An 8,827-nucleotide genomic window follows, 5' to 3' on the forward strand; every position below is an offset into this window, starting at 1 on the left:
CTCGCCATCAACCATCATCCAGGTTCCCTTGGAAGCTGCGAAAGATGTCATGGAAGCGCCTAATGCTAACAGAGCTGCTGTGGATACTACTGCAGCAATTTTAGTCTGCTTTCTCATAATTAATGCATTCTCCTTTTTTGAAACGCATTTTGACATTCCTAATTGCATTACGAAGCCATTATACTTCCGATAAGTAAAATTATCGTGGTTCGCATTCCTTCAAACTTTATCGATCATAACCGATAAAACATGAATATTCCATTTGAAAATCGTATATATATTTGATATACTGAACCTATAATTTGAGAATAATTGTTGTAGAAATGGAGGCTGATTTTTTGATAAAACGTGAATTATATATGAGCAGGATCCGTCCATTTATTGGAACTGATCTTGTTAAGGTCATGACTGGTATTCGACGCTGCGGAAAATCTGTTATGTTAGACCTGATAAAGGAAGAGTTAAAAGAGTCCGGTGTTCCAGAGACACAATTTATTGCATTTAATTTTGAGGATATGCGGAACGCAAATCTCTGTACGGCACAGGCTCTTCATTGCGAGGTAGTTAATCGTGCGTCGGAGATATCTGGAAAAGTCTACCTGTTTTTTGATGAGATTCAGGAAGTGACGGACTGGGAGAAATGTATTAACTCCTTACGAGTCGAAATGGATTGCGATATCTATATCACAGGTTCAAATGCCCGCCTGCTCTCCGGTGAGCTTGCGACCGTCTTGGGTGGTCGATATGTAGAATTTACGATTTATCCGTTCTCATATGCAGAATTTATGGAACTCTATAAAGACATTTTTCCGGATGTTACGGATTCAGTGGTGTTTCAAAGATATCTAACGTTGGGAGGAATGCCGTATCTGGCTAATCTTCATTTTGTTGAAGAGCCAAGCAGGCAGTATCTTACAGACGTCTATAACTCCGTTGTTTTAAATGATGTGGTGAAACGAAATAAAATACGCGATATTGATCTGCTCACCAGAATTGTCACTTATGTGATCGGAAATATAGGAACAACTTTTGCCGCTACATCTATTACTAAGTTCTTGAAAAATGAGCGGCGCACAGTAGCCACTGATACGGTATTAAATTATATTCAGTATTGTGTCAGCGCATATTTATTCTACCAGGTAAAGCGGCAGGATATTCAAGGAAAGCAGGTATTGTCAACCAACGAAAAATATTACATGGCTGACCACGGATTACGTGAAGCGGTTTTCGGCGGCAACATGCGGGATATCAATCTGGTACTCGAAAATATTGTGTATATGGAATTACTTCGCCGTGGGTATGCAATAACTGTGGGAAAAATCGGCGCAAAAGAAATTGATTTTATCTGTCAGAAGCAGGAACAGAAAATCTATGTACAGGTTACCTATCTTCTTGCATCCGAAGAAACGATTCAACGTGAGTTTGGTATATATGAATCCGTCCGGGATAACTTTCCTAAGTACGTTGTCTCAATGGACGAGTTCGATTTTAGCAGGAATGGGATTAAGCACAAAAATATTAGAGAATTCCTGTTAATGAAGGAGTGGAATTAACCTGGGGATACCATTTATAAGGGGGCATATATGTCAAAAATAAATGTTCCAGTTAGTATTTCGGATTTCATTGGCAACTCTCATTACCCGGCCGCGGCGCTTTGGGAAAAACTTGGGAATGAGTATGCTTGAGAGTTTTATATCAGAATAAAACATTTTCGATTATCGTGATCCATATAAATCATATGAACATTAGCAGTGATAAAATACCTGGTTGTTGATCAAAGTACAGGATCGCTATATTATCTATACAAAAGATTTAAAATTCGAAGACCAGATCCTGTACCTTCCGGTTTATATGACCATGATGCTCTAACGATCAGACTTCTGAATCTACGTGAATATTGCGATGCGTTTTCCACCATGAGTCCTGTGTCAGCAGCGTGATATTTACCTTTAACATTTTTGTTTATCGCAGACCCGAAAGCGATGTATCCGGGGCTGGTATTTCTTGCATCTTTTGTGGGTGGACTATATAATATTCTTAAGAATTGTTTCTAAAATGCGATATGAGTAATAGGCAGAAAGAGGTGGGTTGTATGGGAAGATTTGTAAATCCAGACAACAGTGCGTTTCAGGTTATCCTGAATTCAGATATATATGTAGATAAAACTGAACTACTTGCGTATACCAACAAGGCGCTGAATACGGACCGCGCAATGATCTGCAACAGCAGACCGCGACGCTTCGGAAAATCGATTACTGCCAATATGCTCACTGCGTATTACAGTAGAGGCTGCGATTCAGATGCTATGTTTGCCGATTTAGCCATCAGCAAGACTGAGAGTTATAAAAAGCATCTGAATAAGTACGATGTGATTCATCTTGATATTCAGTGGTGTAGTATGGACGCAGGTTCTACAAAGCAGACCGTGACTTATATAAATACCAATGTTATCAGGGAATTAAAAGAAATGTATCCCGATTATATTCCTGATTCTGTAACAACTGTTTATGGTGCGTTATCTTATATTAACAGCTGTTCAGGGAAGAAATTTATTGTTATCATTGATGAATGGGACGTCCTGATTCGAGATGAATCTTCTGATCTCGTGGTCCAGGAAGAATATATCAATTTCCTTCGTGGGATGTTCAAAGGAAATGAGCCAACTAAATTCTTGCATTTAGCATTTTTGACCGGAATTCTTCCGATCAAGAAAGTAAAGACGCAGTCGGCATTAAATAATTTCGATGAATTTACAATGCTGGATGCAAAAGTATTCGCTCCATATATCGGGTTCACTGAAAATGAAGTGAGGAAACTTTGTGTAGAATATAACAAAGATTTTTCTGAAGTAAAACGCTGGTATGATGGCTATCTTCTGTCTGGGACGCAAATCTACAATCCTAAGGCTGTTGTCAGCGTGATGACATGGGGAGATTTTCAGAGTTATTGGTCAAAAACCGGCACTTATGAATCGATTGTACCGCTTATCAATATGAACTTTGATGGTTTGAAAACAGCTATGATCGACATGGTTGCAGGCAGCCCAGTAAAGGTGAAGACCGCAACGTACCAGAACGATATGGTGACGTTTAAAAATAAAGATGATATATTGACGTTGCTGATTCACTTGGGGTATGTGGCTTATGATTCGGTGAACAGAACGGCATTTGTGCCGAATGAGGAAATCCGGCAGGAACTGATCGACGCTGTTGAAGACCGCCAATGGAATGAGTTTACAGAGCTACAATTAAAGTCTGAGGAGCTTCTCCGAGCAACCTGGGATGCTGATTGTGAAACGGTTGCTCAAATGATCGAGTATTTTCATTCCGAATATACATCCGCGATAACCTACAATAATGAGAATTCTTTGAGCAGTGTGCTGAGCATCGCATATTTAGGTGCATTACAGTATTACTTTAAGCCAATTCGCGAAATGCCGACTGGCCGGGGATTTGCGGATTTGGTGTTTATTCCAAAGAAAGAATTTCCGGATGTACCAGCAATGATTCTCGAACTGAAGTGGAACCAAGCAGCCGAGACAGCCTTGAGACAGATTAAAGAAAAGAAGTATGACTCTATATTAGATTCTTATCATGGAAATGTTCTTCTTGTTAGAATTAACTACGATAAGAAGAGTAAATCTCATGATTGCATAATCGAACAACTGGTAAAATAGCCAAATTTAAATCGAGCCCACGGTATAGTAGAGGGCTCGATTTTATTTTGACTTTATACGTCTGTTTTAGTTCTAAGCTTTTTGTTTCCAAACCGTGAGATCCGTTAATTCCAATCGGTGAGATTTTTACAATATAACCCGTGAAATTGTATGTGCTATCAAATGCGCTGTCGAGAACAAAATGAGGCTCTGCTTTTCATAAAAATCATTTCTTCTTTACAACGCAGCGTTTTTTAAAGAAAGCGATTCCATAACAAAGAATCTCATCATAATCATCTGCATAATCATCTGCATATTCCTCTGCATACATCCGGTCATTGATCTGATTGAGTGCACGATCACATTCAGACAGCAGAAGTTCCTGGTTCCTGGAATACTTCGCTTCAAAGATTGCAACGCGGCTGTTGGCCTCATCATAAATAACAACATCGCTTCGCCCTTCGCCATGCTCTTTGTTTGAATCAACTGTATACCCGGCCCCTGCAAAGATTCCGGCCAGAAATGCATGATAGAAATCTTCTCTGTAGCCGTGATAACTGATCGTTTTCCTAAGAAGTTTCGTCATCTCTTCTGTGACAGCATCAGCATCGCCCGTCCACACAGCATTGAACAACCGGCTGCGGTTCCAGCCTTTGGCTGTATCGTCAAACCATTTCATGATCGTTGTTTCAAATATTTCACGGATCTCTTCATTCGGAATCATAAGTGCGGACGTTCCCTCAGGAATATCTCCTGCAATAGCCTCATCGCGTACACTCGTTAAATATCCTGTCAAATAAAGGACACTCCAGAGATTGTCCTCCGAAGAATGCAGATAATCATACGTGAGCATATCATCCACGCGCTGAATAATGTAACCACCAGAAAGAAGGCTCTCCAGCTTTCTTGTAATATTGCCGCCCGCGAAATCAATAAATGAGCGGATAATCGCGTTATCACTGGTGTTTTTCCAATAGCTGGACGGTCTTGCGCTTGGATCAATTTTAAGATCCCGGATATAATTCATAACATCCCATGGGCAATATACGTCGAAGTCACCGAAATGATATCCGTCATACCAGGATTTTATTAGTGTCTTGTTGCGCTCAAAATGAAAATCTGACAGGATTTGGTCCACATCCGCCTGAGTAAATCCGAAGTATTCATTCAAATGCGTGGATTGAATTGTATCCGAAACCAGGTTGTTGGTACCGGTGAAAATACTTTCTTTTGCTATTTTCAGGCAGCCGGTAATTACCGCCAGACGCAAAGATGGATTGTCCTTCAGCACTGTGCTGAGCATAGGCCTCATGATTTCAAGCATAGCATCATAATAACCATTTGAACTTGCCTTTGCGACCGGAACATCATATTCGTCTAACAGGATGATTACAGGTTTTTTATAATAGCTATACAGCATTTTCGTCAAAATAAGCAAAGCACCTTGAATATCCGTGAGTGAGGCCGTCTGCTGCTGTAAACGCTGGAAGATTTCCTTTTGAGCAGATGGAATGTCTGGATCATCCAACAGGAACTTATAATTGTCATAAAGCTGCGCGATGACAAATCTTAAAAGATTAAACGCATTCTCGAATGACGTACCCCCTATATCCTTAAAAGATAAAAAAATAGTTGGATACTGGTTCATCCAGTCTGCACACAGTGCCTGGTTCCCGGAAATTTCTAATCCTTTAAATAGCTGTCTGCTGTCCTGTGAAATATCAAAAAAGTTTGCCAGCATGCTCATTCCCAAAGTCTTTCCAAAGCGCCGTGGCCGTGTGATCAAGGTAACCTGCGCAGGTGTATTTTCTAAAAGAGTAGATATAAGTCCGCTTTTGTCAATGTAGTAATAATTCTCTTCTCTGATCCTTCTAAAATCTGAAATCCCGACGGGAATATTCATATTGGACATTTACATCCTCCTCTCAGCAATCGCACGTATTTAAGAATATTATATAGTCTGCCCCCAAAAGATGCAAGAAATAACGGTCGAAATACCCCGTTTCCGAACCCACGATAATTTTACTTATCGGACGTATAATGGCTTCGTAATGCAATTAGGAATTTCAAAAAGCATTTCAAAAAAACAAAAGGAGAGTGCATTAATTATGAGAAAGCAGACTAAAATTGCTGCAATAGTATCCGCAGCAGCTCTGTTAGCATTAGGCGCTTCCATGACATCTTTCGCAGCTTCCAAGGGAACCTGGATGATGGTTGATGGCGAGTGGCAGTGCTACGGCAAAAACGGTGACGCATACGAGAACACATTCTGCTCCAGCAATGGTAAAGAGTACTACGTAGGTGAGGATGGACAGCTTGTTCGTTCCAGCTGGGTTGAGTACGACAGCAGCTACTACTTCGTAAACAGCAGCGGTGCAAAGATTACAAACGACTGGAGATTAACAACTCCGTACGATGATGACAGCGCTGATGAGGATGAGTACTGGTACTACTTAAAGAAAACAACCGGTAAGCCGGCAACAGGCAAACAGTCCAACATCAACGGTCAGATCTACCTCTTCAATAATGAAGGTCAGATGCAGCATGGTTGGGTAGCTGCTACAGATACGAACGGCGCTAAGTTTGTTCAGCTCGATAAAGAAGATGATGAGAAGTCTATGAGCGCAGCAGGAAATGCAGCTGTTTACTACTGCGGCGATGAGGACGACGGACACGCTAAGAAGAATAAGTGGACAAAGACATGGCCTCCGGACAACACATCTGAAGAGGATGATGACAAAGAGTGGTTCTGGTTCGATAAGGACGGTGTACTCTTCAGAAGCGGAGAAAACAAAGGTTCTGCAACAGCATCTGACGCTTGGAAGTACAAACTTGATGAGGGTACTCTTAAGAAAGACACTAATGAATCCACAGGTGTTATCTCCAAGAAGAAAGTTAGCTCCAAGGATTACTGGTCCACAAAGGATGGCGTAATGCTTTCTAAGTTCTACTTAATCAACGATGCTATGTACTACTTCGGTGGATCCGATGATGGTTCCATGAAGACTGGTTCTCAGTCCATTAAGGACAATACTGGTGATACTTATAAGTTCTACTTCTATACAAAAGATCAGGCTGCATCTTACAAGACTCCGGATGGTAAGCACGGTCTTAGCAAGGGCGCTGGTGTAGTTGGTAATCAGGGCAACAAGCTTTACTGGTATGGACTTCCGATTCAGGCTGATGATTACAAGTATCAGGTAGCAACAATTACGATTAATGGTACTGATTACAGCTTCATCGTTAACTCCAATGGTACAATCCAGCACTCTGCAAATACAGAGTATAAGGAAGACGGCGAAGTATTAGTTAAGACTGGCGCTTATACTCAGAAAGACAAAGATGGTAAGGACGTTGTTATTCCGACAACATTCGTAAAAGATGGTCAGGCTAAATATGCTATCGAAGATACAAAGACTATCAAGAAAGATGTTATCGATGTAAATCTTGGAAACTTCTTCCAGTAATATATTCAATAATATCTTGAATTAGAAATTCTAATTGCAAAACGATTTCAGGCAGGGATTATTTCCCTGCCTGATTTTGCTATATGAGTGCTAATTACACAATTCAGGCGAAGATTTTTCTCCATCTGTTTACGTTTATACAAAAATTACGCAAAAAATGGGCAGGAATCACTTCCTGCCCATCATGTTTGCAATTAGAATTTCTAATTTTAATCAATCGCTTGGATTACTTACCCTGAACGAAACCACTCATATCAATGTCAGCAACATTCTTAGATACAGTATCCCAGTTGTTAGCTTCATTGCTGATTGCATACTTGAACTGACCGTTTTCTACAAACTTAGTCTCTGTAGCTTTTCCAGATGCATCCTTAATACCTGTTGCGATTAATACATCGCCATCCTCTTTATACTCAGTGCTCTTGGAGTGCTGAATTGTACCATTGGAGTTAACGATGAAGCTGTAATCTACGCCATCTTTTGCGATTGTAGCTAACTGATATTTGTAATCATCAGCCTGAATAAGCATACCATAGTAGTAAAGCTTGTTGCTCTGGTTACCTACTACACCGGCACCCTTCTTGTATCCATAAGTATCTTTTGTATAGAAGTAGAACTTATAGGAATCACCAGTGTTGTCTTTTACTGTCTGAGAACCAGTCTTCATGGAACCATCATCAGATCCACCGAAGTAGTACATATTGTCATCAATCATGTAGAACTTAGCAAGCATAACACCATCCGGTCTGAACCAGTAATCCTTGGAGTTAACTTTCTTCTTCTCTACGCCAGTAATGCTATCGCCATCATAAACGAGGTCACCCTCTTCGAGTTTATACTTCTGAGCCTTAACAGTAGCGTCAGAACCGGATGCTCTGTAGAGTTTACCGTTCTTGTCAAACCAGAACCACTCTTTATCATCTTCCTCTTCTTCTGTATCGCTCGGAAGCCATGTCTTTAACCATTTATTCTTCTTTGCGTGTCCGTCATCCTCATCACCGCAGTAGTAAACTTCGCTGTCTGCATACTCGCTTAAGAGGATCATATCCTGCTCTTCATCTTCCTTGTCTAACTGAACAAAGTTCTTTGTGGAAGAATCAGAACGAGCTACCCAACCAACCTGCATCTGACCTTCCTCGTTGAAGAGGTAAATCTGACCATTGATGTTGGACTGCTTGCCTGTTGCCGGCTTACCGGTAGCTTTCTTTAAGTAGTACCAGTACTCGTCTGCATCTGCATCATCATCGTCTGTGCCCGGCTCTGTGTCTTTAACCCATGCACCCTCTACACGAGCACCTGTCTCGTCGCAGTAGAATGTGTGGTCTTTCTCATAACCAGTAGCTTCGTTAACGGATGTTGCGCTGTCACCAGTTGTTACCCAACCTGTGAGCATCTTTCCGTCTGTATCGAAGTAGTATGTTTTTCCCTTGTAAGTGATCTTCTCGTTCTCGGCTCTCTTACCGTTGGACTTGAAGTAGTACCACTCCTCGTCAGCTGTGTCATCATCGTACGGAGTTGTTAATCTCCAGTCGTTTGTGATCTTAGCACCGCTGCTGTTTACAAAATAGTAGGAACCATCGTAGTCAACCCACTCGGAACGAACGAGCTGTCCGTCGTCTCCTACGTAGTACTCTTTACCATTGCTGGAGCAGAATACGTTTGTATATGCGTCACCGTTTTTGTCGTAGCAATACCACTCGCCATC

At 41.1% G+C, this 8,827-nt stretch carries 5 protein-coding genes; 3 read left to right on the forward strand and 2 right to left on the reverse strand.

Annotated features, from left to right (window positions below; genetic code table 11):
- Positions 1-338 precede the first annotated feature (338 nt).
- Both GPK83_RS02100 and GPK83_RS02105 read left to right on the forward strand, forming a co-directional pair.
- Positions 339-1,553, forward strand: coding sequence for an ATP-binding protein (locus tag GPK83_RS02100; RefSeq protein ID WP_215703882.1), 1,215 nt, complete (start codon positions 339-341; stop codon positions 1,551-1,553).
- Positions 1,554-2,092: 539 nt separating this feature from the next.
- The gene (locus GPK83_RS02105) at positions 2,093-3,676 is read left to right on the forward strand and encodes an AAA family ATPase (RefSeq protein WP_215703883.1); all 1,584 of its coding nucleotides are present in this window, start codon (positions 2,093-2,095) and stop codon (positions 3,674-3,676) included.
- A 205-nt stretch (positions 3,677-3,881) separates the two neighbouring features.
- Here the strand turns inward: GPK83_RS02105 and GPK83_RS02110 are convergent, their stop codons facing one another.
- A complete protein-coding gene (locus tag GPK83_RS02110; RefSeq protein WP_215703884.1) occupies positions 3,882-5,567 on the reverse strand; it encodes an AAA family ATPase in 1,686 nt (561 codons plus the stop codon).
- Between the two features lie 196 nt (positions 5,568-5,763).
- Here GPK83_RS02110 and GPK83_RS02115 point away from each other — a divergent pair, with 196 nt between their 5' ends.
- Positions 5,764-7,122, forward strand: a complete 1,359-nt coding sequence (locus GPK83_RS02115; RefSeq protein ID WP_215703885.1) for a hypothetical protein — start codon at positions 5,764-5,766, stop codon at positions 7,120-7,122.
- A 226-nt stretch (positions 7,123-7,348) separates the two neighbouring features.
- Here GPK83_RS02115 and GPK83_RS02120 read toward each other — a convergent pair.
- On the reverse strand, positions 7,349-8,827 hold a 1,479-nt coding region (locus GPK83_RS02120), incomplete at its 5' end, for a hypothetical protein (RefSeq protein ID WP_215703886.1).

It is taken from the genome of Clostridium sp. MCC328 (assembly GCF_018785465.1).
Taxonomy (GTDB): Bacteria; Bacillota; Clostridia; order Lachnospirales; family Lachnospiraceae; genus Pilosibacter; species Pilosibacter fragilis.

What these genes read in the sequence shown, in the direction of transcription:
- GPK83_RS02105 (WP_215703883.1), top strand. Translation starts at nt 2,093, where the DNA reads ATGGGAAGATTTGTAAATCCAGACAACAGTGCGTTTCAGGTTATCCTG.
- GPK83_RS02110 (WP_215703884.1), bottom strand. Translation starts at nt 5,567, where the DNA reads ATGTCCAATATGAATATTCCCGTCGGGATTTCAGATTTTAGAAGGATC.
- GPK83_RS02115 (WP_215703885.1), top strand. Translation starts at nt 5,764, where the DNA reads ATGAGAAAGCAGACTAAAATTGCTGCAATAGTATCCGCAGCAGCTCTG.